General features: G+C 70.2%; 21 protein-coding genes. 10 read left to right on the top strand and 11 right to left on the bottom strand.

Going from position 1 to position 25,618, the window contains the following annotated elements; translation table 11 throughout:
* Positions 1-57: 57 nt before the first annotated feature.
* From ACRX5W_RS15710 to fahA, 4 genes are all read left to right on the top strand, one after another.
* Entirely contained in the window at positions 58-1,695 is a 1,638-nt protein-coding gene (locus tag ACRX5W_RS15710; RefSeq protein ID WP_436788743.1) for a beta-N-acetylhexosaminidase, read from the top strand.
* A gap of 143 nt (positions 1,696-1,838) precedes the next feature.
* Positions 1,839-3,041 (top strand): homogentisate 1,2-dioxygenase, encoded by a 1,203-nt coding sequence (locus ACRX5W_RS15715; protein ID WP_436788744.1) that lies wholly within the window; start codon positions 1,839-1,841, stop codon positions 3,039-3,041.
* On the top strand, positions 3,038-3,799 hold the full coding sequence (locus ACRX5W_RS15720) for a hypothetical protein (RefSeq protein WP_436788745.1): 762 nt from the start codon (positions 3,038-3,040) through the stop codon (positions 3,797-3,799). Before ACRX5W_RS15715 ends, ACRX5W_RS15720 begins: the two co-directional genes overlap by 4 nt.
* The gene (fahA, locus tag ACRX5W_RS15725) at positions 3,796-5,019 is read left to right on the top strand and encodes a fumarylacetoacetase (protein WP_436788746.1); all 1,224 of its coding nucleotides are present in this window, start codon (positions 3,796-3,798) and stop codon (positions 5,017-5,019) included. Before ACRX5W_RS15720 ends, fahA begins: the two co-directional genes overlap by 4 nt.
* 12 nt (positions 5,020-5,031) lie before the next feature.
* On the opposite strand, the gene ACRX5W_RS15730 is transcribed toward fahA, so the two are convergent.
* From ACRX5W_RS15730 to ACRX5W_RS15740, 3 genes are all read right to left on the bottom strand, one after another.
* On the bottom strand, positions 5,032-5,991 hold the full coding sequence (locus ACRX5W_RS15730) for a helix-turn-helix domain-containing protein (RefSeq protein WP_436788747.1): 960 nt from the start codon (positions 5,989-5,991) through the stop codon (positions 5,032-5,034).
* A gap of 412 nt (positions 5,992-6,403) precedes the next feature.
* Positions 6,404-8,650: an ArnT family glycosyltransferase gene (locus tag ACRX5W_RS15735; RefSeq protein ID WP_436788748.1), complete on the bottom strand. Its 2,247-nt coding sequence runs from the start codon at positions 8,648-8,650 to the stop codon at positions 6,404-6,406.
* Positions 8,647-9,999, bottom strand: coding sequence for a glycosyltransferase (locus ACRX5W_RS15740; RefSeq protein ID WP_436788749.1), 1,353 nt, complete (start codon positions 9,997-9,999; stop codon positions 8,647-8,649). The genes ACRX5W_RS15735 and ACRX5W_RS15740 overlap by 4 nt, the downstream gene beginning before the upstream one ends.
* A gap of 243 nt (positions 10,000-10,242) precedes the next feature.
* On the opposite strand from ACRX5W_RS15740, the gene ACRX5W_RS15745 reads away from it, so the two are divergent.
* Positions 10,243-10,917 carry a hypothetical protein gene (locus ACRX5W_RS15745; RefSeq protein WP_436788750.1) on the top strand — a complete coding sequence of 225 codons (675 nt, stop codon included), beginning with the start codon at positions 10,243-10,245 and terminating at the stop codon, positions 10,915-10,917.
* A 49-nt stretch (positions 10,918-10,966) separates the two neighbouring features.
* Here ACRX5W_RS15745 and ACRX5W_RS15750 read toward each other — a convergent pair whose 3' ends face one another.
* From ACRX5W_RS15750 to ACRX5W_RS15760, 3 genes are all read right to left on the bottom strand, one after another.
* On the bottom strand, positions 10,967-12,346 hold the full coding sequence (locus ACRX5W_RS15750) for an ABC transporter substrate-binding protein (RefSeq protein ID WP_436788751.1): 1,380 nt from the start codon (positions 12,344-12,346) through the stop codon (positions 10,967-10,969).
* A gap of 3 nt (positions 12,347-12,349) precedes the next feature.
* Positions 12,350-13,765, bottom strand: a complete 1,416-nt coding sequence (locus ACRX5W_RS15755) for a hypothetical protein (protein ID WP_436788752.1) — start codon at positions 13,763-13,765, stop codon at positions 12,350-12,352.
* Between the two features lie 342 nt (positions 13,766-14,107).
* On the bottom strand, positions 14,108-15,271 hold the full coding sequence (locus ACRX5W_RS15760) for a methyltransferase domain-containing protein (protein ID WP_436788753.1): 1,164 nt from the start codon (positions 15,269-15,271) through the stop codon (positions 14,108-14,110).
* A 323-nt stretch (positions 15,272-15,594) separates the two neighbouring features.
* Between ACRX5W_RS15760 and ACRX5W_RS15765 the strand changes: the two genes are divergently transcribed.
* A complete protein-coding gene (locus ACRX5W_RS15765; protein ID WP_436788754.1) occupies positions 15,595-16,875 on the top strand; it encodes a hypothetical protein in 1,281 nt (426 codons plus the stop codon).
* Positions 16,872-17,429: a GNAT family N-acetyltransferase gene (locus ACRX5W_RS15770; RefSeq protein WP_436788755.1), complete on the top strand. Its 558-nt coding sequence runs from the start codon at positions 16,872-16,874 to the stop codon at positions 17,427-17,429. Before ACRX5W_RS15765 ends, ACRX5W_RS15770 begins: the two co-directional genes overlap by 4 nt.
* A gap of 105 nt (positions 17,430-17,534) precedes the next feature.
* On the opposite strand, the gene ACRX5W_RS15775 is transcribed toward ACRX5W_RS15770, so the two are convergent.
* The 3 genes from ACRX5W_RS15775 to ACRX5W_RS15785 all read right to left on the bottom strand — a co-directional run bounded on the left by ACRX5W_RS15775 (position 17,535) and on the right by ACRX5W_RS15785 (position 20,982).
* The gene (locus tag ACRX5W_RS15775) at positions 17,535-19,013 is read right to left on the bottom strand and encodes a HAMP domain-containing sensor histidine kinase (RefSeq protein ID WP_436788756.1); all 1,479 of its coding nucleotides are present in this window, start codon (positions 19,011-19,013) and stop codon (positions 17,535-17,537) included.
* Positions 19,013-19,747 (bottom strand): response regulator transcription factor, encoded by a 735-nt coding sequence (locus ACRX5W_RS15780; protein ID WP_436788757.1) that lies wholly within the window; start codon positions 19,745-19,747, stop codon positions 19,013-19,015. The genes ACRX5W_RS15775 and ACRX5W_RS15780 overlap by 1 nt, the downstream gene beginning before the upstream one ends.
* A gap of 122 nt (positions 19,748-19,869) precedes the next feature.
* Positions 19,870-20,982 (bottom strand): S1C family serine protease, encoded by a 1,113-nt coding sequence (locus tag ACRX5W_RS15785; protein ID WP_436788758.1) that lies wholly within the window; start codon positions 20,980-20,982, stop codon positions 19,870-19,872.
* A 238-nt stretch (positions 20,983-21,220) separates the two neighbouring features.
* Between ACRX5W_RS15785 and ACRX5W_RS15790 the strand changes: the two genes are divergently transcribed.
* The 3 genes from ACRX5W_RS15790 to ACRX5W_RS15800 all read left to right on the top strand — a co-directional run bounded on the left by ACRX5W_RS15790 (position 21,221) and on the right by ACRX5W_RS15800 (position 24,125).
* Positions 21,221-22,327: an alcohol dehydrogenase catalytic domain-containing protein gene (locus ACRX5W_RS15790; protein ID WP_436788759.1), complete on the top strand. Its 1,107-nt coding sequence runs from the start codon at positions 21,221-21,223 to the stop codon at positions 22,325-22,327.
* A 130-nt stretch (positions 22,328-22,457) separates the two neighbouring features.
* Positions 22,458-23,393, top strand: coding sequence for a cyclase family protein (locus tag ACRX5W_RS15795; RefSeq protein WP_436788760.1), 936 nt, complete (start codon positions 22,458-22,460; stop codon positions 23,391-23,393).
* A 246-nt stretch (positions 23,394-23,639) separates the two neighbouring features.
* The gene (locus ACRX5W_RS15800; protein WP_436788761.1) at positions 23,640-24,125 is read left to right on the top strand and encodes a MarR family winged helix-turn-helix transcriptional regulator; all 486 of its coding nucleotides are present in this window, start codon (positions 23,640-23,642) and stop codon (positions 24,123-24,125) included.
* Between the two features lie 46 nt (positions 24,126-24,171).
* On the opposite strand, the gene ACRX5W_RS15805 is transcribed toward ACRX5W_RS15800, so the two are convergent.
* Together ACRX5W_RS15805 and ACRX5W_RS15810 are read right to left on the bottom strand one after the other, a co-directional pair.
* Positions 24,172-24,372, bottom strand: coding sequence for a hypothetical protein (locus ACRX5W_RS15805; protein ID WP_436788762.1), 201 nt, complete (start codon positions 24,370-24,372; stop codon positions 24,172-24,174).
* Between the two features lie 446 nt (positions 24,373-24,818).
* On the bottom strand, positions 24,819-25,601 hold the full coding sequence (locus tag ACRX5W_RS15810) for an SDR family NAD(P)-dependent oxidoreductase (RefSeq protein ID WP_436788763.1): 783 nt from the start codon (positions 25,599-25,601) through the stop codon (positions 24,819-24,821).
* Between the last annotated feature and the right edge of the window lie 17 nt (positions 25,602-25,618).

The following is a 25,618-nucleotide window of genomic DNA, read 5'->3' on the forward strand; positions in this document are numbered from 1 at the left end:
ACCCGCATTACGCTGGCCGGGCCAGTTGCTCTTCCTGCACCCCGGGAGTCCAGTCCCATGCGTACTCCGGCCGCGCGGCTCCTGGTCGTCATCGTCGCGCTGGCCCTGTTCGGGGCCGGTGTGTGGGGCGTCGTCTCGTGGCTGACGGGAGGCTCGTCGGGGAGCGGCGGCTCGGCGCGGTCGTCGCCGTCGTCCACGAGCGAGGAGCGGTTGCCGGTGTCAGCGAGCACGAGGTTGAGCGACCTGGTTCCCGCGCCCGTGCGAGCGCAGCCCGCCGCGGGCGCGGACTGGGCGCTGACGGCGAAGGCCCGCATACGCACCGCTCCGGGCTCCGCCGAGGCCGCGCGGACCGGTGAGTATCTTGCCAAGCTGCTGCGGCCCGCGACCGGGTTCGACCTCCCCGTGCAAAAGGGCTCCGGCGGTGCCTCCGACATAGCGCTGGTGATCGAACCGGGCGCCGCCGACGGCCCCGAGGGCTACCGCCTCGACATCGGCCCGGACGGTGTCACCGTGCGGGCCGCGCAGCCCGCGGGGCTCTTCCACGGCGTGCAGTCGCTGCGGCAACTGCTCCCGCCGCAGATCGAGTCGCCGACCCGCGTGACCGGCGTGCCGTGGGCCCTGCCCGGCGGCAGCATCACCGACCGGCCGCGCTTCGCCTACCGCGGTCTTTCGCTCGACATCGCGCGGCACTACTTCACCCCGGCGGAGGTACGCCGCTTCGTCGACCACCTCGCCCGCTACAAGTTCAACCACCTCCACCTGCACCTCACCGACGACCAAGGCTGGCGCATCGCGATCGAAGGGCGCCCGAGGCTGACCGAGATCGGCGCCGCCACGCAGGCCCGCGGCGGTCCGGGCGGGTTCTGGACGCAGGACGACTACCGCGCCGTCGTCGCGTACGCGGCCGAGCACCACATCACCGTCGTCCCGGAGATCGACATGCCGGGCCACACGAACGCGGCCCTGGTGGCGTACCCCGAGCTCGGGTGCGACGGCAAGACGTACGAGCCCTACACCGGCACACAGGTCGGTTTCAGTGCGCTGTGCGTCGAGAGCGAGGAGACCTACGCCTTTCTCGACCAGGTCATCGGCCAGATCGCCGCACTGACCCCGGGACCGTACGTGCACATCGGCGGCGACGAGGCCCACACCCTTTCGGCGGAGCGGTACGCGGCCTTCATGGACCGCGCGCAGCAGATCGTCGTGCGGCACGGCAAACGCGTCATGGCGTGGAACCAGCTCGCGGACGCCACGCCGGTGCCGGGCGCGGTCGTGGAGTACTGGCGCCCCGACGCGCGCGACGCCGAAGCGGTCGCACGCGCGGCACGCGTCGGCGCGCAGGTGGTGGTGGCCCCGGCCGACCACGTCTACCTCGACATGGCCTACGCGCCCGGCGAACGGCTCGGAACGAAGTGGGCCGGCTTCGTCGATGTCGAACAGTCGTACGCGTGGGACCCGGCCACCAACGTGCCGGGCGTGCCGGAGGAGTCGGTCATCGGCGTCGAAGCCGCGCTGTGGACCGAGACCGTCGGCGGCGTCGCCGACGCCGAATACCTCGTCTTCCCCCGGCTCCTGTCCGCCGCCGAAGCCGCGTGGTCCCCCCGCGAAACCCACGACTGGCAGGCCTTTCGCGCTCGCTGGGCGGCCCAGACACCGCGCTGGGACATCGCCGGCATCACCTACGCCCGGCGCTGATCCAAGGCGTCCTCGCGGTTGCCGGGCCACAAGGCGCCTGCCGAATGGATCGCTTCGGGCCAGGGAACGGGACGCCACAGAGGCGCGAGGCGGACACGACCGCGTCCGTGACGGCGACCGTGACAGAGACGAAGGTGTGAGCCATGGCGTACTACCGGCGACTGGGGGCCGTGCCGCCGAAGCGGCACACGCAGCACCGGACCCCCGAAGGGGGGCTGTACTACGAGGAGTTGATGGGCGAGGAGGGCTTTTCGTCCGACTCGTCGCTGCTCTACCACCGGCATCTGCCGTCCGCGATCGCCGCCGCGGAGGTGTGGGAGCCGCCGGACCAGGCGACGACGCCCAACCACCCGCTCAAGCCGCGGCATCTGAGGCTCCACGACCTCTTCGCCGGGCAGGAGTGGAAGACCGCCGACGCGGTGACCGGCCGGCGGCTCGTGCTCGGCAACGCCGACGTGCGCATCTCGTACGTCGCGGCCGGTGCGCCCAGTGAGCTGTACCGCAACGCGATCGGTGACGAGTGCGTGTACGTCGAGTCCGGCGGGGGCGTCGTCGAAACGGTTTTCGGCGCGCTGACCGTCGGGCGCGGCGACTACGTGCTCGTGCCGCGCGGGACGACGCACCGCTGGCTGCCGGATGGCGACGAACCCCTGCGCGCGTACTGCATCGAGGCGGACAGCCACATCGTGCCGGCGAAGCGCTATCTATCGCAGCGCGGCCAGTTCCTCGAACACGCGCCCTACTGCGAACGCGACCTGCGCGGCCCCGAGGAGCCGATGACCGCCGACGGCCAGGACGTCGACGTCCTGGTCAAGCATCGCGGCCCGCACGGCCGCCCGGTCGGGACCCGCTACACCTACCCCCGCCACCCGTTCGACGTGGTCGGCTGGGACGGCTGCCTGTACCCGTATGCCTTCAACATCGCCGACTTCGAGCCGGTGACCGGCCGGGTCCACCAACCGCCGCCCGCACACCAGGTGTTCGAGGGACGCAACTTCGTCATCTGCAACTTCGTTCCCCGCAAGGTGGATTACCACCCGCTGTCGATCCCCGTGCCGTACTACCACGCGAACGTCGACTCCGACGAGGTCATGTTCTACTGCGGCGGCGACTACGAGGCCCGCAAGGGTTCCGGTATCGGGCAGGGGTCGGTGTCGCTGCACCCGGGCGGCCATTCGCACGGCCCGCAGCCAGGTGCGTACGAGCGCAGCATCGGCGTCGACTTCTTCGACGAACTCGCCGTCATGGTCGACACGTTCCGTCCCCTGGAACTCGGCGAGGGCGGCGTTGCGGCGGAAGACGACGGCTACGCCTGGACCTGGGCGGGACGGGGGCCGGGACGATGACCGAACCAGGCCGGATCCCCCCGCTGTTCGCCGGACTCGTCGACGACGCCGCGCTCTTCCCGCCCGGCAACCTGCCCCTGCCGGATGCCGTCGCGGCCCACCGCGCACACCGCGCCGCCTGGTACTCCGACCTCGTCGGCCCCTTCGTCGCCGGCACCGCGCACCTGTCGGGACTGGCCGAACTTGCCGACCCCGACAAGCCGTTGCGGGTCGTGGCGGTCGTCGCCGGCGGCGCCGCGGGCGTGGGACCCGCGGTGCGGACCGTCATGGAGACGCCCGGCCTCGTGCTCGCCGGCGTCGAAGCGGCCGGCGAGCCCGGCGAGATCGTCGCCGCCTTCCACGAGCACGTGCCCGAAGACTTCGCCGGAGCCGTCGAAGTATCCGGCGGCGACAGCCTCGACGCCGATCTCGACCTGATCGCCGAGACCCGGCACCGCGCGAAGTTCCGGACCGGAGGCACCACCGCCGACGCGTTCCCCAGCGCCGCGCGGCTCGCGGCGTTCGTCGACGGCTGCGTCCGGCGTCGCCTGCCGTTCAAGCTGACCGCAGGCCTGCATCACGCCAAGGCATACGTCGACCCCGACACCGGGTTCGCGCACCACGGCTTCCTGGACGTCCTCGGCATGCTGCCCCAGGAGCCCGAAGCCCGCTCGCTTTTCGTCTCGTTCGGCAGTTGCAGCATCGCCGAGCCGCTGGGCGACCTGATCGCACTCGGCCTCGTCGTCCCGCCCACCGACCCCAAGGAGCAACACGCGTGACCTCCCCCTGGCCGCCGGCCTCGCGCGAACACCCCTTCGGCATCCACAACTTGCCGTACGGCGTGTTCACCACGACCGAAGACCCCTCCCCACGCATCGGCGTCGCGATCGGCGAACACATCCTCGACGTCAGCCCCGTCGCGCAGGCCACCGACTCCGACCACACCCCCCTGCTGGACGCCCCGAACCTCAATCCCCTCATGGCTGCCGGGCGTTCGGTGTGGACAACCGTGCGCGCCGAGATCACCGCGTGGCTGACCGACGCGGACTACCGCGACATCGTCACACCGCATTTGATCCGCAGCCGGAACGCGGTACTCCGGCTCCCGTTCGAGGTGGCCGACTACGTCGACTTCTACTCGTCCGAGCACCACGCGAGCAACGTCGGCCGCATCTTCCGCCCGGACAGCCGGCCGCTGACCCCAAACTGGAAGCACCTGCCCATCGCCTACCACGGCCGCTCCGGCACGGTCGTCGTCTCCGGCACCGACATCGTCCGGCCCTGCGGTCAACGCAAGGCCCCCGCCGACGAGTCGCCCACCTACGGGCCCTGCCTTCGGCTCGACATCGAAGCCGAGGTCGGCTTCGTCGTCGGCACCGGGACCCGGCTCGGCGACCGCGTGCCGCTCGACGGCCTCCGCGACCACGTCTTCGGGATGTGCCTGGTCAACGACTGGTCCGCACGCGACATCCAGGCGTGGGAGTCCGTGCCGCTCGGCCCGTTCCTCGGCAAGTCGTTCGCGACGTCCGTCTCACCGTGGATCGTGCCGCTCGACGCGCTCGCACACGCCTGGGTGACCCCGCCCGCACGCGATGTCGAACCGCTGCCGTACCTCGACGACCGCGACAGCGAACCGGCCGCACTCGACCTGGACATCGAGATCCGGCTCAACGGACACCCCATCTCCCGGCCGCCGTTCCGGACCATGTACTGGACCGCGGCGCAGCAGCTCGCGCATCTGACCGTCAACGGCGCCTCGTTGCGCACCGGCGACCTCTACGCGTCCGGCACCGTCAGCGGCCCGGAACCCGACCAGCGCGGTGCGCTCATCGAGCTCACCTGGAACGGACGCGACGAGATCAAACTGCCGGACGGCTCCCGGCGGTTCTTCCTTGAGGACGGCGACGAGGTGGCCATCGGGGCGTACGCGCCCGGTCCTGATGGCACCCGTGTCGGATTCGGCGAGGTGGTGGGCCGGGTCGTCCCGGCGCGGGTCTGAGGAGGGCGGCGGTCAGCCGAGCCCGCCGGCCCGCCGCCGCCACTGCCCCGGTGTCATGCCGAACTCGGCGCGGAAACGCCGCCCGAAATGCGTCGGGTCGGTGAACCCCCAGCGCCGCGCGACCACCGCGACCGTGCGCCCGGTCGGCGCGGTGTCCGCCAACTCGTCCCGGGCACCGCGCAGTCGCTCGGCGATGATCCACTCGTGCAGGCTGAAACCCGCCTGCGCGCACATCTTGTACAGGTACCGCAAGGAGATGTTGTGCGCGGCGGCGATCGACTCCGGCGTCAGGCCGGGGTCGGTCAGGTGCAGCCGGACGTACTGCCGCACCCGGGTCAGCAGCGTCTCCGCCACCACAGCCCGCGCCTGCCGCTCGTCCCGCCCCGCCGAGACCAGGAGGGCACGTGTCAACTCGGTGGTCGCCGCGCCCAGTTCGAGTGCCGCCGAGTCATCGGCCAGCCGATCGGCGTCCGCGGCCAGGCTGCGAAGGTGGTCGGCCACCACGTGGTACAGCGGACTCTGCGCGAGGTTGCCCATGGCACGGCGTACGACATCGAGGGAGACGCCGAGCCGGTCGAGCGGCACGTGGACCGTGTGGCTGCGGCCCTGCCCGGACCACGAGAAGTCGTACGGCGCACTCAGGTCCGCGACCATCAGCCCACCGGGCGGTACCAGTTGCTCGGTCGCGTGCTGCACGTGGCGCCCCGGGGTGCGGCTCTGCACGGACACCGCGATCACCGGCGGCGTGTCCTGCCGCGACTGGCGCGGGGTGCGTACCAGCCGGAACCCCGACGAGTCCGTGCGCAGCATCCGGACGCGGCCGAACTGCCATTCCTCCATACGCGTATGGATGCACTGCTCGGACCCCTCGTGGATCACGTAGCACGGCGCGACGGCGTCCAGCATCGCCGTGTAGACCGCGTCCATCCGCTCACCGACCGGCAGTTCCGCCGTGTCGAGGACGACCGTCATCCCACACCCTCCCGCAAGATGCCTGCGCTGCAAGATGGTGGCGCATCCGCCGCCCCGGAGTCGCGTACCCCTTCGCGCTTCCACCGACGACACCGTTGCCGGGTGCACCCGCAGCCGACAATTGTGCGCCACCGGCCCAGCGAACCGCACAGCATCCGCTTAACGTCGTGCTTGCCGATACGCGCCGGATGGCGGTCCGACGTGCCTTCGGCGGGCTGTCCGTCCCGTTTGCCACGCGACGGAACGCCCGGAGTCCACCCCGGTCGCGGCCCCGCCAACGGCCCGCAACCCGGCTTCGTCCCGGACCTCACAGGAGCCGCACGGCAGAGCCGGGGAGGCGGAGGCCCGCGGCCCCGGCTTCCCCGGCTCCCCGCGCCGACTTGTCGGCGATCCCGTCAACACCCCTGACGGATCAGCCCGTCGCGGTCGTCTTGGGCTGTGTCAGATCGTAGAGCGTGATGCCGTCGACGGCCTGCGAGGTGAAGTTCGCGGTGACCCAACTGCTGATCTCCTGGGACGCGTTGCTGCCGCCCATCTGCGCGCCCATGCCCGTGCCGCCGCCGATGAAGTAGTGGATCCTGCCGTCGGCGACCATCTCCTTGAACTGCTCCAGCGTCGGAGCCGGGTCGGAGCCGTTGAAGCCGCCGATGGCCATGACCGGTTTGCCGGTGGCGAGTTGGTAGCCGGACGCACTGTTGGAGCCGATCGCGGCAGCGACCCAGGTGTAATCGGACGCGTCCTTCTTCAGAAGGTCGGTGATCTCCTTGCTGGGTTTGCTGCCGTTCAGCAGGCCGCCCGGGCCACCGTTGCCTCCGTAGCCGCCGCCTGGGCCCGTGGTGGTGCCGTTGGGCGGGGTGCCGCCCTGGGGTGCGCCACCCCGACCGCCGTCGGGACGTCCCTGCTGGCCGTTCTGCTGACCGGGTTGGCCCCCTTGGCCCGGCGCGGGTGCCTGGCCCGGGTTCTGCTGCTGCGCCTGACCGTCACCGCCCTGCTGTGGTCCGGGGCCGATGAGCATCATGCCGGGCCCGGTGACCGTCGCGTACATGCCCGGGCCCATGGTGAACATGCGCGGCCCACCCATGCCCACACCCGCCGGTCCGGCGCTCGGGATGGATCCCGTGTGCGGCGTCGTGACCGTCTCCGCGGTGTACGCCGCGGGCGCCGCCAGCACGGCCGCCAGCGTCAGCCCGCCGGCCGCCACCGCCACGACGCGGCCGGCGAACCGAAGCGTCGCCAGCAGCGCGAGTGCCCCGAGCGCGCCCGCCACCACCACGGCCCACTTGAGCCACGGATGCCAGTCGGGTGTCCGGTCGAGCAGCCGGTACGCCCACCACGTCGACAGGCCCACGGTCACGGCCAGTGCCACGACGGCCTTCCACGAACGCCGCTTCTCCCACAGCAGCACGCCGCCCATGCCGACCAGCGCGCCGATCGCGGGCGCCAAAGCCACGTTGTAGTACGCGTGGAAGATGCCCTGCATGTAGCTGAAGACCACCATCGTCGTCACCAGCCAGCCGCCCCACAGCACGAACGCGGCACGTTGCCCGTCGACGAGCTTCCGCCTGCGCGTCACCCACAGCCCGGCGACGAGCAGGGCGAGCGCGGCGGGGATCAGCCACGACACCTGGCCACCGTTCTCGGGGTTGAACAACCGGTCCCAACCGGTTTCGCCCCAACCGCCGGGACCGCCGGCACGTACCGGGCCACCCCCCATCCCTTGGGGGAGCTCGGTTCCCGGAGCCGTCACGGTCCGCATGCCACCGCCGACGCTTCCGGTCTCCTCGCCGTTGAGGCGTCCCAAACCGTTGTAGCCGAGCGTGAGTTCGAGGATCGAGTTGTCCTGCGAACCGCCGATGTACGGACGCGACGACGCCGGCCACAGCTCGACGGTCAGGATCCACCAGCCCGCGGCGGCGACGAGCGCGGCGCCCGCCGCAAGCAACTGCCGGACGCGGCGCCACCACCCGGTCGGTGCGAACAACAGGTACGTGACCGCGAACGCCGGGATCACGACGAACGCCTGGAGCATCTTCGTCAGGAAGCCGAAACCGAGGAAAACCCCTGCCCACACGAGCCACTTCGTGGACGCGGTCTCCTGCGCCCGCAGCACCGCATAGGCGGCGGCGACCATCAGCAGCACCAGCAGGGCGTCCGGGTTGTTGAACCGGAACATCAGCGCCGCGACGGGCGTGAGCGCCATGACCGCACCGGCGAGGAGGCCGGCCGCCGGACTGAACCGCCGACGCACCGTCAGATACAGCAGCCCCACCGCCGCGACGCCCTCAAGCGCCTGCGGCACCAGCATGCTCCACGAGTTCATGCCGAACACGCGGGCGGACAGCGACATCACCCACAGCGACGCGGGCGGCTTGTCGACGGTGATGAAGTTCGCCGCGTCCGACGAACCGAAGAACATCGCCTTCCAGCTCTCGCTGCCCGCCTGAACAGCCGCCGCATAGAAGGAGTTCGCCCAACCGGATTCACCGAGCGTCCAGATGTACAGGAGCCCGGTCACGACGAGCAGGCCCAGGAGGCACGGGCGCACCCACCTGGGGTCGGCCTCCCGGCCGCGCACGAGCCGCACGGCCCGGTCACGGAGACCCTGGGAGGTCGTCAACCCCGGTGCGGCGACCGTGGCTTCGGGATGAATCGTGGTCATGAGGAGACCTCGGTGGGGGAGTCGGAGTCGGAGGTTTGGTCGTTCTTCGCGCCGACGGCAGCCAAATCACGTGCGGCCTCGGCGTTTTCCTTCGCGCCGGCATCGGCATGCGTGCTCGCCCGGAACACCCACACGCGCAGCATCAGGAAGCGGACGAGCGTGGCCAGCGCGTTTGCGGCGACCAGGACGGTCAGTTCGACCGCCCGTGACGCGCCCGGCGCGGTCATGTGCAGGGCGCCCAGCGCGAGGCTGGTCACCGCGAGGCCGATGACGAACACCAGTCCGCTCTGCGCCTGGTGGCGCAACGCGTCGGACCGGCCGCGCACGCCGAACGTGAAGCGGCGGTTCGCCGCGGTGTTGCCGATCGCGGTGATCAGCAGCGACAAGGCGTTGGCGACGAGCGCCGGCATCGCGGTGCGCAGCAGCGCGTACAACAGGATGAAGGCCAGCGTGCTCAGCACGCCGACCACGGCGAAGCGCGGGAGTTGACGGCGCATCCCGGTGGGCAGATGCGACTCGCGGGTGCGCGGGGACACGGGGATCCGGAACGTGCCGCCCATGATGCGGCGCCCGACCCGGGCCATGCCGCGCAGATCGTCGAGCGCGGTACGGACCACATCCACCCGGCTGTCCGGATCGTCGACCCAGTCGACCGGCACCTCGTGGATGCGCAGCCCCGAACGCTGTGCCAGCAAGAGGAGTTCGGTGTCGAAGAACCACGCCTCGTCCTCGACCAGCGGCAACAGCGCCTGAGCGATCTCGGTGCGGACGGCCTTGAAGCCGCACTGCGCGTCAGAGAAACGCGCGGCAAGTGTCGTACGCAGCAGAAGGTTGTACGTGCGGGAAACGAACTCCCTTTTGGGGCCCCGAACGACGGCCGATCCCCGGGACAGCCGCGTCCCGATCGCCACATCGCTGTGCCCGCTCAACAGCGGGGCCACCAAAGGCAGGAACGCGTCGAGGTCGGTGGACAGGTCGACGTCCATGTACGCGACAACGTCCGCGTCGCTCTCCGCCCACACCCTGCGCAGCGCCCGCCCCCGGCCCTTGAGGTCCAAGTGCACGGCCCGCACGTGCGGCAACTCCCGGACCAGCCGCGTCGCGACCGCCCAGGTGTCGTCGATGCTGGCGTTGTCGGCGACGGTGATGCGGAAGGCGTACGGGAATTCGGCCAGCAGATAGTCGTGCAGCCGCCGGATGCTCTGCTCCAGAACGTGCTGCTCGTTGTAGACCGGCACGACCACGTCGACCAGTCGCTGCCGACGGCGGGTCGGCGGCGCGGCCTCGGGTGGCTCGGCTGCGGGGGCACCGGCGGCCGGTGCCGTCGTGGGGGCTGTCGAGTGGTTCATGCGCCCACGCTCGGGGCGCGGACTGGGAGGGGCCTGAGCCGATTCTTAACGCCGGATGAGAAAGCGGTCCGGCTCCGGGCGATCAACGAGGAGGAAACGCCGCAACACCCACGGTAAGGGTCATCCGGGGATCGCCGGAGCCGGAGGCCACGTCGCCCGTCCGCGCCCGACCGGCACACGGCATCATCACGTCGGGGGTTCCGCCCATCACGCCTGTCCACCGACCGTCATAGGAGCACGCCCGTGTTCACCCACGACAACGACCCCGGTTTCGACGACGCCGACTTCGCCGCCGATCGCGACCTCGCCCGGGAGACGGCGCGGAGCCGCGCCGCGCTGCTGCGCCTGTTCGACGAGTTGGACGCCGAACTGGCCACGGTCCAGGCGCGCGTGGCCGAGTACGGATCGCCGGCCGCGGCGGTGGCCCGTACGGCGGACGCCGCGCGCGTCCGGGACTCGCTGCGCGCCGCGCCCGACCCGACCGACCTGTTCCTGGACGCGTCGCCCATCGGATGGTTCACCGCGCAACTGGCCCAGGCGTACGCCTGCCTGCCCGCAGGACCGCACGGACGCTTCGGCCCGGACGCCTCGGGCGCGTACCCGGCTCCCTGCCTGTTCGATCCGCACCACGGCCCCGCGACCACGACCGCGTTGTGGCAGCCGTCGCCGACGATCCTGCCCCGTCCGGTTCAGTGCTGCGCCGACGACGCGGCCCGCCTCGCCCGCGGTGAGGCACCGCGCGCCCGGAGGTTCGCGACGCTCGAAGGGCACCGGGCGATCTGGCAGTGCGACGACCGGATCTACGCGTTCTGGCTGATGGGGCACTTCACCCTCGCGGGCTGGGACCGGCTCTCGGCTGTCCTCGCCCAGACGGCGCTGGCCTCGTCCCTGCACTACGTGCTGGTCCACCAGTGGTAGCAGGGCCCCGACCTTCGCCCGGTCGACCCGGCGGCGACGACGTCCGCCCCTACGAGTACGCCGCAAGCCGGGCCTGTTCCAGGTCCGCCAGGATCGCGTCGAGGTTCGCGGGGTTCGCGGTGAACGCCAGCACCGCCCGGTGAAACGCCCCGCGCATCGGGCCCGGCATACGGTCCGACGCGTCGAAGCGGATTACCTCGGCCTCGGCCAGCGAGCGGCCGATCTTCTGGGTGACGGGGTCCGACGCGTACGCGGTGAGGGGGACGTTGCGGTTCGGGCTGAGTGAACCCGCCCGCACCCACAGGGTCTGCGCCTCGGCGCCGGCCAGATAGGTGATCAACTGCCGCGCCTGGGGCGTGTCGTCGAACATCGCCATGACGTCGCCGCCGACCTCCCGTGCGGGAACTCCCGTACGGGGCATGGCTTCCGGCTCGGCAAACACCGGGAAGGCGGTGAAGTCGAAGCCCGTCCCGGCTGCCGCTGTGCGGTACCAGTTCGCGGCGAACGACGCCTGGTGTTCCAGGCCGCAGCCGGGCGGCGACGCGAACAGGCCCTTGCCCGCCTGGTCGTAGCCGGTCAACAGCGCCGCCATCGGGTCGGCAGGCCCGGCCTGCTCGGTTGCGTTCTCGCCGGAGCCCGTACGGCCGATGGCCAGGAGCTCGCCCCACGTCTCCCACGCGGCGCGGATCTCCGGCGCGGTCCAGGCGAGTTCGCCGTTCGTCCACCGGTCGTACACGGCCGGGCCGGAGCGGGCGAGCACGATGTCCTCGATCCAGTCCGTGCCGGGCCACCCGGACGTCGAACTGGAAGCCAGTCCGAGGCACCACGGCTGAATGCCCGCCGTAGCCAACCCCTCCGCGGTGTCGGTGAGTTCGGCCCACGTGGCAGGCGGACGGAGGTTGTGGGCGGCGAGGGTCTCCGGGTTGTACCAGATGAGACTCTTCAGCGCGGCTTTCACCACGACCGCGACGCGAACGCCGTCGACCTCACCGAGTGTCGCCCAGTCGGCCGCGTACGCCCGGTCGTTGTCGGCGATGCCCGGCACCGAGTCGAGGGGCTTCAACCTGTTGGTCCGGGCGTAGCCGATCAGGTCGCCGGGTGACGAAAGAGCCGCGAGGTCGGGCGGGTTGTCGGCGTCGACCCGAGCGGCGAGCACAGCGTCGACGTCGCGGGTCCCCTCGTACCGGACATCGATGCCCGTGTCGCGCTCGAACGGCGCGACGACTTCGGCGAACGCGTCGGCCTCGGCACCGGTCCACGAGCCCAACACCGTGACGACAGGGCCCTCGCCGTCGTCCGCACAGGCGGCCAGGCCCGTCGCACACAGCACCGCTGCGAGGCCGATCGCGACGCCTCGGCGCAGCCGCCGACCGACGGTCCGCCGCCGCGGTCGGCCTCCGCGCTCCCAGCCCAGTCCACGCACCGTCACCACTCAGCCCCCAGACCGGTATTCGTCGAATCTGCGCCAATACCCCCACGCACCCGCACCGACCATGAGCACCGCCAGCAACGGAACGGCAGTTCCCAGCCCTTGGTCGGATCCGGCTTCGGCGAGCTTGCGTTCGGTGTCCTGCCGGACGTCGGCGGCGGCGGAGGTCAGGGCGGTATCAGCCCGGACGGCGAGACCGGTCAGCGCGGTCGCGTCGTTGCCGAGCAACAGGCTCACTGTCTCCGGGTCTTGCGGCGTCCGGTCGGCGTCGTCGTCGGGTGCCGGCCCGAAACCCCGTGCGCGCAGGGTGGCGACGGTGTCCCGCATCGCGGCGATGTCGCGGCCGACGTCCGTCCCGGCCCCTGCCGTCGGAGGCAACGCCACTCCTGCGGTGCCGAGTTCGTGCAACGCTTTGTCCGCCTCGGCGCGATGGTCCTGGCCGAGGCCACGCGTGACGAGCGCCAGCGATTCGGCGCCGACGACGCGGTGGACGTCGGTACGCGCCTGCCACAACGCGGTGACCCGCGTCGCGCCCTCGCCGGCCGCCTCGTTCACCCGATCCTGCGTCCGCGACGCGTTGACACCGTCCCACGCCACCAACACGCACAACGCCACCAGCGCGATCAGCAACGGCGGGTTGAGGTGCCGGCGGAACCGGCGCCGCAAGTAGACCATCGACACGACGATCACCACGAAGGCGGCGCCCGCACACAGCCAGAAGGGCACGGTTGCGGTGGACGACGTCCAGAAGCCGTCCCGGCCGTCGCGCATCGCGGCGAGCTCGGTGTCCCGCAACTCGCCCAGCCGCGCGAGGATTCCGGTGTTCTCCGCATGCAACAGGTCGGAGGCGTACACGATCCCGGCCACCGCAAGCGGACCCTCGCCGCCCGACTGTGCGACACCGACGAGGCCGGTGTACTCGATGATCAGCCCGTCCACAGCCCTCAGTTGCGGCAGCGCGGAGCGCGATTCACCGAGGCGTTCCCGCGCATCGGCAAGCGCCTGCCCGGCGATCTTGACGGCCTCCTGGTAGTCCGTTCCTGGGCCCGTCAAAGGAAACGACCCGGACACCAGCGCCCGCGCCGCCGCGCGATCCGCCTCTGTCAACGCCTCGGCGACCTGTTCGAGCGCGACGACGGCAGGCAGGTGGCGGTCGTGCAAGGCATCGGCTTCGTCACCCGCACGATCGACACGCACCCACGACGCGACGGCGGCGAGCACAACCGTGACGACGAAGAACAACGCCAGCAGCCGAACCCGTTGCGGCGTCGAACGCGGCACCCTACTGGCGCGCCCGGCCGTGGCCGGAACCCCCGTCGGGGCTGCCGTTCCCAGGGTGTTGACGCTCGGTGCGGTCACGGACGGTGCGGTGGCGGGCGTTCCGGCAGCGGGTTTGTTGCCGGTCGCGCGAGGCGTCATGGAGCGGGCTCCCCTCAGCAGAGCGCCCACTCTAGGTAACCGACCCATTCCCGTGCTACACGGCACTCCCCGTTGACTGGCTCGGACAGCGCGTGCTACCGCGAGTTCACCTCGCCCGGGGCCATCCCTGTTCCCGGCAGACGTACGCGGGCCAACGTGCCGCCGCCCTCGGCGGGTTCGAGAGCCGGGCACGTGGCGCCTCTCGGGCCGCTACCTGGGCGTTCTTCGAGAGCGACCTACTTTGACCGCTGTTGACCCTCGTGACAGGCACGGATCGAGCATGCGGGTGCTCTGGTCCCCCCTGCGACAGGAGGGACCAGAGGGCAGTTGGTTGCGTCGCGGTCACGCGGCCGGGAGCGGCCACGACGGGCCGCCGGGCTCGTCGTACCAGATTTGCTGGGTCCCGCCGGGCTCGACTGTGAGTCCGAACCGGTCCGGCGTCGGTTTGCTTTCGGCGGTCCACCACTCGTATGCGGCCTCGATGTCCGCCCAGACGTTGCGCTCGCCGTGGGCGGTCACCCGGAACGGACCCTCGTCCGCGCCCTGGTCGTGCGTGATGTCGGCCCAGTTGGCGCCAGTCGGGTCGATCACGCGGGTTGAGCAACACCAGTCGCCCGGTTCCGGGTCCTTGTTCCGTGCGCTGAGGAACTGGTAACCGGGGAGCCGCGCACCGATGGCGAACGCTGCCTCGGGCTCGTCGGCCTTCACAGCCCACGGCGGGAGGCTGCTCGTCGCCTCGTGTGCCTCGGCGTCCTGGTCGACGTCGGGCAAGGCGTCGTCGTAGCCCTCACTGTGCCGCAGCGGCATGAACGCGCCGAATGCTGCGAACCGGCCCTCGGCTCCTCCGTCCTGTCTCTTCGTCAGAACGGCGGTGCCGTACCCGACCCACGACGAATCCCACGGGAGCACGATCGTCCCGCCCACGCGCACCTGCTCGACCCACGCACGGGGCACGCCGTACGCGGCGCACGTCGCGATGACCGACCCGTACGGCGCGTGTGCCTTGTGGCCGGCCGACCCGTCGCCTGTGATGATCCGGACCTTTACTCCGGCTGTGGCGCACGCGCGCCGGGCCGACTCGGCGCACGCCGGGTCGATCTCGATCGTGGTGACCTCGGCCCCGGTCGCGTACGCGATGAGAGCGGCGTTCCAACCGGTACCGCTCCCGATCTCCAGGAACGGACCACCCTCGCGCGGGTCAAGGAACCGGAGCATCCGCGCAACCACGGTCGGCTGCGATGCGGACGATGTCCCCTGGGTCTCTCGACCCGGTGACCCGTCCACCGCGGTCGTCACCGGCTGGTCGTCGTAAGCGGCCTTCCACCACGTGTAGGGCTCGCTGCCCTTGTCCACGGCGGTGTCGTCCAACCAGATCCGATCCGGCAGGAACAGGTGCCGGGGCACGTTGGCCATGGCCTGACGCCAGACCGGATCGAGGTCGGGAACCTGTCGCGCGACCGACGCCGCGAGCATCTCGGCGCTGGTGCGCGAGTCGGGAGACGTCACTTCCCCTCGTCCTTCTTGTGCTTGCCGCTGTCGGGCTTCGGCTTCTGGCTGTCCTGGCTCGGCTTGTCCTTGCCGTAGTCCGTCGGTCCGCTGTGGTCGCCCATTGTGCTCTCCTTCTTGTCGCCGACCAATCAGGCCGGTCCCGTCCCCTGGTGGGACGAGTGAACCCGCCGGAGGGGCGGGGGCGGAGTAGCCGGATCAGGGGCCGTTCATACGTGAAGGGAGCCGTGCCAGGGGCCAATCTGTGGCCCATTCGCCGTACGCGATTGCTCTTGGCCAACACAATCGTTAGACGGGTTGTGAATCCTCGGGGGCGTTACGCGATGACCGACGAGACCATTGGTCCACTGTTGAAACGGCTGCGGCTTGGGCTGGAGCGCTCGCAGACGGAGCAAGCGGAAGAGCTGGCGAGACTGTCCGGGACTGCCGTTGACCGGAACGCGGTGTCACGATGGGAGCGTGAAGAGCGCCTGCCCGGCCGCTTCTGGCTGCCGCACCACGCTGAGGCGCTGGGCGTGCCAGTCGACACGCTTCGACGTGCCGTCGCTGAGACACGGCGTATGCGCCGGTCGGGCGGTCTCGAACTGATAGAGGAGGATGACCCGTTGGACCGACGCGTCTTCTTGTCAGCGGCGGTGGCGACGACCGCCCTCCCCGTGCTCCCGGCGTTACCGACAGGCAAGCTCGGGGAGCGAGTCGGCCCGGAACACGTCGGGCAGCTCCGGGCCTCGGTCGCGGCGCTGAATGCCCTCGACGACGCCTACGGCGGGGGTGAGGTTCGCACCCTCGCTCTGCGCCATCTCGCGCGAGTGCGCCGTTTGGTCAACGGCGCCGACTACGGCGAGTCGATCGGCTTGCAACTTCGAGAAGTGGCCGGGGAGTTGTCGGAGCAGTGCGGGTGGTTGTCCTTCGATTCGTGCCGGCACCAAGAGGCTTTAGCTCACTGGGGGGAGGCGCTGACAGTCGCCGACATGGTCGGCAGCCGACACCTTCGGGTTACGGTGCTTGCCTCCACGGCGTTGCAGCACATCTCCCATGGTCGCCCGCGTGACGGGCTGCATCTCCTTCATGCGGCGCAGCGAACCAACGCTCGGGGAGCGGACAGTCCCGCTATGGCATCGCTGTTGAAGTGCCGGGAGTCGCGTGCGCTGTGCCGGGTGGGCGACCGTGCCGGGTCCGTGGCAGCGATGAATGCGGCCGTATCCGCGTTCGATCGCACGCGCCGCGACCCTGACCCCGAATGGGTCGCCTTCCACGGACCGGCGGAACTGGCCTTCGCCCAGGGGTGCAATCACGCGGACGCCGGGGAATTGCCTGCGGCTGTCGCATGCCTACGGGGCGCACTCAACAGCCGGGAAGACGGCTTCGTTCGAAACGGGTATCTCTACCGGGTCTCCCTCGCAGAGGCCCTGATCGGGCTGGGGGCCGTCGACGAAGCTTGCGGGTACACCCACCAGGTCGTCACGGACCTCCCGGAAATCGCGTCCGTGCGTGTTCACAGCGGCCTCGGCCGGATCGCCAAGGCGCTGGACCCTGTTGACGCGGGTATTGCCCGTGACACGGTGGACATGATCCGTACGGCGACCCGGGAGGGGACGGCATGACGCATGCGGAATGGTCGCTCGAACGTTTCGAGGCGGACGGCGCGGCTGAACGGCTGGGCGTGCTCCGGGACCTGTACGCGGAGGTCTATGCGGAGGAGCCGTACAACGAGGGCCCGGAAGACGTGGCGAACTGGATCGGTGAGACGTTCCCCCGGCACATGGCCATGCCCGGCTTCGCTGCGGTCCTCGCTCGGACGGTGGCCGGCACCCCGGCCGGATTCGGCTACGGGATGGCGCTCCCGGAAGGCTCGCGTTGGTGGTCCGGCATGCTTGAGCCGCTGCCCCCGGAAGACACCGCCGAGACTGGCGAACGCACCTTCGTCATCATCGAATTCGTCGTTCGGGCCTCGTACCGCCGATCCGGCCTGGGGCGGGCCATGCATTCCGCGCTCGTCAGCCCGTGGCGTGGGGAACGAACGTCGTTGACCGAACGTCCGGACGCTCCGGCAGCGGTGGCTTTCTGGGATGCCTTGGGATACAAGCCGCTTGGGCCGTCTCGGCCGTGGCCGGAAGCTCCGCTGTACACCATGATGCGTCGCGACCACACCGTGTGAGCCAAGCCGCGGTCAAGGCATCCGAATGTGTGTCTTCGTCCTCGTCCGCAACCCGAGCACGAGAAGTGCCTGTGCATGGCACTTCTCGTGCTCGGCAAAGGTGGGCTATGCAGGCGGGCCAGGGTGGTCGGTGAACTCCCCGGGCGCCGTACGCGTGCCCGGCAGACGTACGCGGGCCAACGTGCCGCCGCCTTCAGCGGGTTCGAGCCCGACCGTGCCGCCGCTTTCGTGGACCGTTCGCGCGACGATCGCCAGCCCGAGGCCCGAACCCGGGAGCGCGCGGGCGCTCGCGGACCGCCAGAATCGGTCGAACACGTGCGGGGCGTCGGCCGGGTCGATGCCGGGGCCGTGGTCGCGTACGGTCAACTCGCCCTCGTGCAGACGAACTTCGATCGTTCCGTCGGGCGGGCCGAACTTCACGGCGTTGTCGAGCAGGTTGAGCACGGCCCGTTCGAGCTCCTGGTCGTCGCCACTGACGTGCCACGGTTCGAGGCCGACATCGAAGACGACGTTCTGCCCGCGCAACTTCGCCCGCTCCACGGCGTGTTCGACGACGGTGTGCCATGCGACGACACTGCGCGCGGGCGCGTTGCGTGCCCGCTCTGGCCGCGCGAGGTCGAGCAAGTTGCCGACGAGCCCGGACAACTCCCGCAGTTGGGCGCGTACGTTGCGCAACAGGCGCTGCTTGTCGGCGTCCGGCAGGGGACGGCCCTGCTCCTCGCTCATCAGCAGCAGGTCCGTGTTCGTGCGCAGGCTGGTCAACGGTGTCCGCAACTCGTGGCCCGCGTCGGCGATCAGCGCGGTTTGCCGTTCACGGGACGCCTTGAGGGCGCCGGTCATGGCATTGAACGACCGGGAGAGCCGGGTGATCTCGTCTTTGCCCTCGACGGGGAGCGACAGGTCCAAGTCCTCGGTACGGGCGATGTGTTCGACGACGTCGGTGAATTTGTCCACCGGCTTGAGAGCAGAGCGGGCGACGAGAACGCCCGTGGTCGCGGCGCCCAGGACACCGATGCCGGAGACGGCTAGGAGCAGGAGGGCGAGGTTGTCGAGGGATTCGTCGATCTCGGTGAGGGGGCGGGCAACGGAGATGGCGAAACTCTGGGTCTCGCCGTTCGGCAGGAGAAGGCGTTGGGCTTGGCGCGTGATGACGCGGACGTGGGTGCCGTCTTCGGCAGTTGTGGTGCGGATCACTTCGTTCCGAAGCCCACGTGCCACGTCGGTCTCTGCTTGGCTGACTGGATAGGGGCTGCCTGTCGGCTCTGCACAGCCGGAGCCGTCGGTAAGCACAATCTGCGTTGTTTGTAGTGGTCGGGTGGGCCCCATTCCCGGAAATCTGCCGGGAAACTCGGGCGGGTCGGCGTTGTTGACGCCGTCCCATGTGAAGCTCTCGCAGGTGAGTTGGCCGTTCACCAGGATGCGGTGAATGGGTGACGCCATGGTTTCCCGCAACGTCTGATCCATCTGCGACATCAACTGCTGCTTCGTCAGGAACCAGCACGCCGTCGAAGCAGCAGCCACCGCGACCGCCACCGCGACCGCCGTCATCAGCGCCAGCCGCGCCCGGAGCGGGAGACGCCGCATCACGAAACCTCCGGTGCTCTCAGCACGTACCCCACCCCGCGCACGGTGTGCACGACGCGGGGCCGGCCGCCGGCCTCCGTCTTCCGCCGCAGGTACATCACGTACACGTCCAGCGAGTTCGACGACGGCTCAAAGTCGAAACCCCAGACGTTGTGCAGGATCTGTTCACGCGTCAGCACCTGCCTCGGGTGCGACATGAGCAGTTCGAGGAGTGTGTACTCCGTGCGCGTCAACTCGACCGGCGTTCCGCCGCGCGTGACTTCGCGCGCACGCGTGTCCATGCGCAAGTCCGCGAATTCCAGGACTCCTTCATCCTTCCTACCCCCGGCCGCGCCGGAAGCCATCGAGCTTCGGCGCAGCAACGCGCGTACCCGGGCGAAGAGTTCATCGAGTTCGAACGGCTTGACCAGGTAGTCGTCCGCGCCCGCGTCGAGCCCGGTCACCCGGTCGCCGACGGCGTCGCGCGCGGTCAGCATCAGGATCGGCACGGTTGCACCCCGCGAGCGCAGCCGCCGGGCCGCCGTCAGGCCGTCCATGCGCGGCATGAGGACGTCCAGGATCACCAGGTCGGGCTCCCCGCGCTCAACCGCCTCCAGCGCGGCCAGGCCGTCTTCGGCCAGTGCGACGGAGTGGCCTTCGTAGCGCAGGCTGCTCTCCAGCGCCTCGCGGACGGCGGGCTCGTCGTCCACGACGAGGATCCGCGCCTGGGGCGACCCGGGGACGGGGTTGCTCATGGGAGTGCTGCTCTCCTTGCCAAGAAGAATCCTTGTACGTCACGTTATGTCGCGGTCGGCCGGAGGGCCTCACCGGTCTTCGGCCCGGACGTCGGCGATCGTGCCCGCCGCCGCCGACGCTGTCACGCCGACGTGCCGGACTCCAAGTCGGCGAGCAGCGTCTTGACCTGGTTGATCGGGATCGCGAAGCCGAGCCCGACGCTGCCGGCCTCGGTGCCGAGTGCGCCGGAAGTGGGCGAGTAGATGGCCGAGTTGATGCCGATGACCTGGCCGTTCATGTCGAGGAGCGGACCGCCGGAGTTGCCGGGGTTGATCGACGCGTCGGTCTGGATGGCCTTGTAGGTGGTGGTCTGGGCGGTGCTCGCGGCGGAGCCGTACGGTGAGAACGGGGAGGTGTTCTGGCTCCCCTCGGACGACGGCACCTCGACGTCGCGGTTGAGCGCGCTGACGATGCCGGACGTGACTGTTCCGGTCAGGCCCTCGGGCGAGCCGATCGCCACGACCGTGTCACCGACCGCGACCGTGTCGGAGTCGCCGAGAGACGCAGGCTTGAGGCCGCTGACGTTCTCGGCCTCGATGACGGCGAGGTCGCTCGCGCTGTCGGAGCCGACGACCGTGGCCGTGGCCGTGCGGCCGTCGGAGAAGGTCACGGTGATGGTGCCGCCGTCGGAGTCCGCGACGACGTGGGCGTTCGTGAGGATCCTGCCGTCCTCGCTCAGGATCAGCCCCGAGCCGGTGCCGGAGCCGCGCCGGGTCTGCACGGTGATCTCGACGACGCTCGGCAGGACGGCGTCGGCGACCGCCGACACTCCCGTGAGGCTTTGGTCCGATGCCGACTGCACGGGGGTCGTGCCGGAGTCGGCGGACACCGACACCGCGGCGGGGCTGTCGTCGACGGCGTTGCCGATGAGCCCGCCCGCGGCGCCGCCGACGAGCCCCGCGGCGAGTGCCGCCGCGACGACGAGGGCCACCCCGCGCCGCTTCCTGCCCTTGCCGCGGGCATGGCCGGGCGCGGCCGGGGGAGGGGCCGTGGGGGGTGCGGGCGCTTCGGCGGCGAAGGTTCCGGTGGCCCAGTGCTGGTTGCCTTCGTACACAGGCGCCTCGTACGTGGGCGCCTCGTACGTGGGCGTCTCGTGCGCGGCGGGCTCTCCCGGCGCGGCGGCCTCGGAAGCCCCATCCGTCCCGTAGGCATTCGCGTGCGGTTCCTGACCAGGGGTGCGGTGTGTGGTGTCCATGGCGTCGAGCTTCCGCCCGGATTCTGAGAATCGGCTGAGCGGCGAATGAAGGGTCGACTCAATATCCGGCGCGTTCCCCGGGCGGAATCCCCGGGAAGTGCGCCTCTCTCCTCCCTTGACCCTTATCCGACCCGATGGCTAAATCGGACGGGGTCACCCGGGACCCGCCTGGAACCGAAAGACACCCGGAAGACACCGGAAGACACGTCTGGCACCGAGCGGTCACGAGGAGACGTACATGCGAGCGATCCTGCACACGGACAAAGGTGTCGAGACCAGGGACGACATCGACGTCCGTGCCCCGCAGGCGGGCGAGGTGCTGGTGCGGATCGCGGCGACCGGTGTGTGCCACAGCGACGTGAGCGTACTCAACGGGGTCATCGAGTGGCCCGTCCCCGCGGTGCTCGGCCACGAGGGCGCGGGAGTCGTGGAGCGCGTCGGGCCGGGTGTGAGCGCGGTCAGACCCGGCGACCACGTCGTGATCACCACGATCGCGGCGTGCGGCATGTGCCGTTACTGCCAGACCGGGCACCCCAACCGCTGCCGCCAGACGCTCGGCAACCGCAGCACCCCCTTTTCGCTCGGCGGCGAGCCGGTCTGGAACTTCGCGGGGGCGTCGACGTACGCCGAGCTCACCGTCGTCAAGGAGATCCAGTGCGTCACGATCCCCGAGGACGTGCCGCTGACGTCGGCGTGCCTGGTGCCGTGCGGTGTGGTGACCGGAGCCGGGGCCGTGCTCAACCGCGCGAACGTGCTGCCCGGGCAGAGCGCCGCGGTCATCGGTCTCGGCGGAGTGGGGCTGTCGGCGGTGCAGGCGCTGCGGCTCAAGGGCGCCGGCCGCGTCGTGGGCGTCGACACGGTCCCCGGGAAGTTCGACCTGGCACGGCAGTTCGGGGCGACGGACTTCGTGCACGCCGGCAAAGGCGTCGATGTCGCCGATGAGATCCGGACGCTGTTCCCGTACAGCAGCGAGGCGAAAGTCGGCGTGTTCGGTGCGGGCGGTGTCGACTGGATATTCGAGTGCACGGGGGTTCCGGCGGTTCTGGAGAACGCCCTGGAGGCATTGGACTGGGGCGGCACGCTGATAGCCGTCGGCCAGCCGTCCCAGACCGCGACGGCCAGTATCCGCATCGCCAATCTGCTGCAATGCGACCGGGGAATCCTCGGAACGCGGGCCGGCGGCGTGCGTCCGCACGAGGACATCCGCACAATCGTCGAGCTTTACCGGCAAGGCAAGTTCGACCTCGACGCACTGGTGTCGAAGGTTTATCCGTCGGATCGATTCACCGACGTTCTCGACGACATGCACCACGGCCGCATCGCGCGCGGAGTGCTGGCATTCTGAACCCCGTTTCCGCCGCGGAACTGCGATGGACTCGGCGGCGGACGGCAGAGGCAGCCCCCACGGGGGATTTTCACGGCAGCAACGGCAGCTTCACGGCGGCCGGGCGAAGACGACGGGATCGGCGGGACAGATGACAGACCAGACGGCGACGGACACGGCGAACACCACGGGCAACTGGGGGCGTTGGGGTGCGGAGGACGAACGCGGCGCACTCAACCTGATCGACCCCGCGGGTGTCGCGGCGGCGGCCCGGGAGGTGCGGACCGGCCGGTCGTACGCGCTGGGCCTGCCGATTCAGCGCGAAGGCGTGCCGGTCTTCCCGCACCGGGGCGCGCCGCAGCGGTTGACGCTCAGCGACCACACCGACGACATGGGCATGGGAAGAGAGGGCGGCGAGGACGTCAGGTCCTATGAGGACGTGCTGGTCCTCGCGTCGCACAGCATCACGCACATGGACGCGCTGTGCCATGTGCAGCACCAGGGCAAGTTCTACAACGGTTTCGACGCGGCGACGTTCCGCACCCGCACGGGCGCCGAGCGCTGCGGTATCGAGAAGATCGGGGCGTTCACGGCGCGTGCCGTGCTGCTCGACCTGCCGCGATACCAGGGCGTCGAGCGGCTGGAGCTCGGATACCCCATAACCAGCGCCGACCTGGCCGGCTGCGCCGCTGCGCAGGACGTCGAAATGCGTTCCGGCGACGTGTTGTTGGTCCGCACCGGCTACATCGACTACTGGCTTGCCGAGACCCGGGCAGGGCGCGAACCGGTATACGCGCAGGCCGGTTTGACGCGGGACTCGGTGTCGTTCATCCGCGACCACGACATCGCCGCGGTCGGCGCGGACAACAGCGCGATCGAGGTCATGCCGTTCGACAACGGGGTCTTCCTGACGGTCCACATCGCGTTGCTGGTCCAGCTCGGGCTGCCGCTGATGGAGCACTTGTGGCTCACGGATCTCGCAAGCGGTATGGCGGAGGCGGGGACGCACGCGTGCCTTTTGTCGGTGTCGCCGCTGCCGGTCACGGGGGCAACGGGAAGTCCCATCAATCCTGTTGCCCTTGTGTGACCGGGCGCCCGCTGTCACAGTCACCGTGAATATTCTTCCCCGGAGCACCTGAATTCCGGTGCAACGGACGGCGTCAGGTGATCCGGCGTACCGCCGCCGACAGGCCGTCCCGGTTGTGTTGCGTGCGTCGAGACCGGGACGGCCGCCGGGATTTCGCCCGGCCGGTACGGCGGTCCGCGAAACACGCCAAGGCCGGGCGCTCACAAGATTATATTGACGGAGTCAAGTACTGGTACGATGGCCCACGTGAACTCCACTGACAATGTCGAGGCGATCCAGCGGGCGCTGGAAGCCCTCCTGCGCCGTCACGCCAGCCGCCGGGTCTACGCACGCCAGGCAGCCGTCGCCGGGGCCACGATCTCGCAGCCCGCGTACGTCCTGCTCCGCCGCGTCAAGAAGGTCGGCCCGCTGCCGATGGGCGAGTTGGCCCGGCTGACCAACATGGACCCCGGCGCCACCGCGCGACAGGTCGGCCAGCTCGAACGCGAGGGCTACGTCAAGCGCTCGCCCAGCCCCGACGACGGCCGCGTCAGCCTGGTCTCGCTGACGCCGCGCGGCGACGCGGTGCGGCGGCGGCTCACGTCCGTCATGGACCAGCACCTCAACGAGATGCTGTCGAAGTGGAGCGAGGAAGACCGCGCCGCGTTCGCGGTGCTGCTGGGCCGCTTCGTGGACGACATGGCGACGACCGAGTTGCACGCCACGGTCGAGGACGACGACGACACCGACTGACGACGACTCGCGACAACTCCCGACGACGCGGTCCGAAGTGGCCGTGTCAGTTGAGCAGTTCGACCTGATCCGGGCTGACCACCACAGTGACCTGCCGGGTGCCGCCGAGGATGCCGGGGAGGGTGAACGACACGGCGAGGCCGCGGTAGTCGACCTCCGTCACGACGCCCTCGGTGTTCTGCGGAACAAAGGGTTTGGTCCAGCCTTCGATGTTCGTGGTGGTGACGACGGGGTCGCCGATCTTCATCTGATTCCTTTGTGGGTACCCCGCCGTCACGCGGGGGAGGAAACGGAGTTCTGCGGAACCGCACAAACCCGGCACAGTGCAGCGCGGCGCGTCGCAGATTTGTTCTTCACGCGACGAGGGCACTACTTTGTGTTTGGCCGCCGGGCCGGCGATGTCGGCTTGTGGAGCCGGTGTAAGACCTGGGCGGAGCATTCCGGGCAGGGCGGTCGGCGACGACGCAGGAAACCCCAAGGCGCGAGCCGTGGGGGTCCCCTTGATCACCCTTGATCACAAGGGGAGACGTCAAATGCCGACCTCTGCTCGTGGGGGTGTTGGTGGACGGGGGTGAGACTGGGCGAACCAGTTAACTCCCCGCCACGCGCCGAAGCACCTGATTTCCCGAAGACCACCCCATCGGGTGGTCTTCGACTCCACGGAAATGACCCGAACGGACCAGTCCCCGACGCTCAGATCTTCGGGTCGCGGAACCCCTCCGGCGGCTTCACCCCGCCCGCCGGCCCCGGCACGCCCCGGAACCGGTAAGCGATCGGCTCGCGCCCGGCCTGCACGACCCACGCATGGCCGGTCTCGTCCCCGGCCAGACACCCCAGAACCGCCGCGGCGATGTCCTCGGGGCGCAGCAGCGGCATGCCCTGCTCCTCCAGGTACGCCTTGGCGCCGTCGAGCAGGGGAGTGTCGGTGAGGCCGGGGCATATCGCATGGATCGTGATGCCGCGTTCCGCGAGGTCCGGGGCCAGGGCGCGCACCAAGCCGACGACCGCGTGCTTGCTCGCGGTGTAGACGGGGTCCTTCGGCAGCGCCACCAGGCCGGCCAGCGACGACGTCGCCACGATCCGCCCGCCGCCGCGTCGTTCGAGCGGCCCGACCAGTGCGCGGGCGCCGAACACGACGCCGTCGACGTTGATCGCCATGATGCGCCGGTAGTCGGCGTCGGTGAGCGAGGCGATGGGGGTGCCGCCGGAGACGCCGGCGTTGAGGAAACCGATGTCGATGCCGCCGTGGACCTTGGTGACGGTCTCCACGAGCCGCTGCCACGAGGCGGGCGAGGTGACGTCGAGCGTGGCGAACGTCGCGCCGAGATCGTCCGCGGCCTTCCCGCCCGCCCGTTCGTCGATGTCGGCGATCACCACCTGCGCACCCGCGCCGCGGAGCGCGCGGGCGGTGGCGTACCCGATCCCGGACGCGCCCCCGGTGACGACAGCGACCTTGCCGGGCAGGTCGTATCCCACAGTTCCCCCTCGGAGCC

Origin of the sequence: Yinghuangia sp. YIM S10712 (assembly GCF_051388935.1) — a bacterium.
GTDB lineage: Bacteria > Actinomycetota > Actinomycetes > Streptomycetales > Streptomycetaceae > Yinghuangia.

Excerpts from the sequence above, each read along its gene's own strand:
- ACRX5W_RS15805 (WP_436788762.1), bottom strand. The coding sequence starts at position 24,372 with ATGAAGATCGGCGACCCCGTCGTCACCACCACGAACATCGAAGGCTGG.
- ACRX5W_RS15770 (WP_436788755.1), top strand. The coding sequence starts at position 16,872 with ATGACGCATGCGGAATGGTCGCTCGAACGTTTCGAGGCGGACGGCGCG.
- ACRX5W_RS15775 (WP_436788756.1), bottom strand. The coding sequence starts at position 19,013 with ATGCGGCGTCTCCCGCTCCGGGCGCGGCTGGCGCTGATGACGGCGGTC.
- ACRX5W_RS15765 (WP_436788754.1), top strand. The coding sequence starts at position 15,595 with ATGACCGACGAGACCATTGGTCCACTGTTGAAACGGCTGCGGCTTGGG.
- ACRX5W_RS15755 (WP_436788752.1), bottom strand. The coding sequence starts at position 13,765 with ATGACGCCTCGCGCGACCGGCAACAAACCCGCTGCCGGAACGCCCGCC.
- ACRX5W_RS15795 (WP_436788760.1), top strand. The coding sequence starts at position 22,458 with ATGACAGACCAGACGGCGACGGACACGGCGAACACCACGGGCAACTGG.
- ACRX5W_RS15740 (WP_436788749.1), bottom strand. The coding sequence starts at position 9,999 with ATGAACCACTCGACAGCCCCCACGACGGCACCGGCCGCCGGTGCCCCC.
- ACRX5W_RS15780 (WP_436788757.1), bottom strand. The coding sequence starts at position 19,747 with ATGAGCAACCCCGTCCCCGGGTCGCCCCAGGCGCGGATCCTCGTCGTG.
- ACRX5W_RS15720 (WP_436788745.1), top strand. The coding sequence starts at position 3,038 with ATGACCGAACCAGGCCGGATCCCCCCGCTGTTCGCCGGACTCGTCGAC.
- ACRX5W_RS15730 (WP_436788747.1), bottom strand. The coding sequence starts at position 5,991 with ATGACGGTCGTCCTCGACACGGCGGAACTGCCGGTCGGTGAGCGGATG.
- ACRX5W_RS15710 (WP_436788743.1), top strand. The coding sequence starts at position 58 with ATGCGTACTCCGGCCGCGCGGCTCCTGGTCGTCATCGTCGCGCTGGCC.
- ACRX5W_RS15785 (WP_436788758.1), bottom strand. The coding sequence starts at position 20,982 with ATGGACACCACACACCGCACCCCTGGTCAGGAACCGCACGCGAATGCC.
- ACRX5W_RS15790 (WP_436788759.1), top strand. The coding sequence starts at position 21,221 with ATGCGAGCGATCCTGCACACGGACAAAGGTGTCGAGACCAGGGACGAC.
- ACRX5W_RS15715 (WP_436788744.1), top strand. The coding sequence starts at position 1,839 with ATGGCGTACTACCGGCGACTGGGGGCCGTGCCGCCGAAGCGGCACACG.
- ACRX5W_RS15735 (WP_436788748.1), bottom strand. The coding sequence starts at position 8,650 with ATGACCACGATTCATCCCGAAGCCACGGTCGCCGCACCGGGGTTGACG.